Genomic DNA, 1,112 nt, shown 5'->3' with positions numbered 1-1,112 from the left:
CTAGGCAGTGTTTTGAAAGTGGTTTCTGATGGGTGCCGCTGTGTGGCGCCTGTCAGGAGCATTGTGGTGAATGATGCTGCCTGCGTGGGTGTGTCGGTGCTGTATGAGGAAGAGGTCTCCGGTAGATGGGTAAGCGACCAAGCATTACCTGACAACCGGAGACCTCGTGACCAGGGTAGCGGTGACGAGGCGGGCGGATCTGACCGACGCGCAGTGGCGGCGGTTGGAGCCGTTGCTGCCTCGTGGACGGAAGGCGGGCCGCCCGCCGAAGTGGACGAAACGGCAGCTAATCGATGGGATTCGATGGCGTACTCGGGTGGGCTCGCCGTGGCGGGACGTGCCGGAGTGCTACGGGCCGTGGCAGACGGTGTACGGGTTGTTCCGTCGCTGGCAGCGGGCGGGTGTGTGGGCGTTGATCTGGAAAATGCTGCAGGCGTATGCCGATGCCACCGGCCGCATCCAGTGGCGGGTGAGTGTGGATTCCACCATTGCCCGGGCGCATCGTCATGCCGCTGGTGCCCGTCGTGCGGGTCACAGGCAGGCCGAACCACCCGGCGGGGTCGAGGTCGAGCCCGCCGATCACGCGCTGGGGCGGTCGCGTGGTGGGTGGACGACCAAGACTCATCTGGCGTGTGAGCAGGGCCGTAAGGTGCTGTCGCTGTTGATCACTGCCGGTCAACGCGCCGACTGCCCGCAGTTCACCGGTGTGCTCGACGCGATCTCGGTGCCGCGCCTGGGACCGGGACGGGCACGAACCCGCCCGGACCAGGCGCTGGCCGACCGGGCCTACAGCTCCCACGCCAACCGCGTCTACCTGCGCGAACGCGGGATCAAGGCCACGATTCCGGTGAAGACGGACCAGACGGCCAACCGGAAGAAGAAGGGCTCGGCCGGTGGCCGGCCACCGGCGTTCGACACCGAACGATACAAGGACCGTCACGCGGTCGAGTGCGGCATCGGCCAGCTGAAGGAAAACCGTTCCATGGCAACCAGATACGACAAACTCGCCGTCCGTTACCAAGCTACCGTCCACATCACCGCTATCAACCAATGGCTCCGACACGGGTGATGACATGCACCCACCCCTCACCCACTTTCAAAACACGGGCTAG

1 protein-coding gene is annotated in these 1,112 nt (G+C 65.2%); it reads left to right on the top strand.

What is annotated here, in order from left to right; translation table 11 throughout:
* Positions 1-166 precede the first annotated feature (166 nt).
* The gene (locus ON37_RS07020; protein WP_040717967.1) at positions 167-1,069 is read left to right on the top strand and encodes an IS5 family transposase; all 903 of its coding nucleotides are present in this window, start codon (positions 167-169) and stop codon (positions 1,067-1,069) included.
* The last annotated feature ends 43 nt before the right edge of the window (positions 1,070-1,112 follow it).

This window comes from Nocardia veterana NBRC 100344 (genome assembly GCF_000308855.1).
GTDB classification, from domain to species: domain Bacteria; phylum Actinomycetota; class Actinomycetes; order Mycobacteriales; family Mycobacteriaceae; genus Nocardia; species Nocardia veterana.
This window is presented reverse-complemented; position numbering and strand designations above follow the sequence as displayed.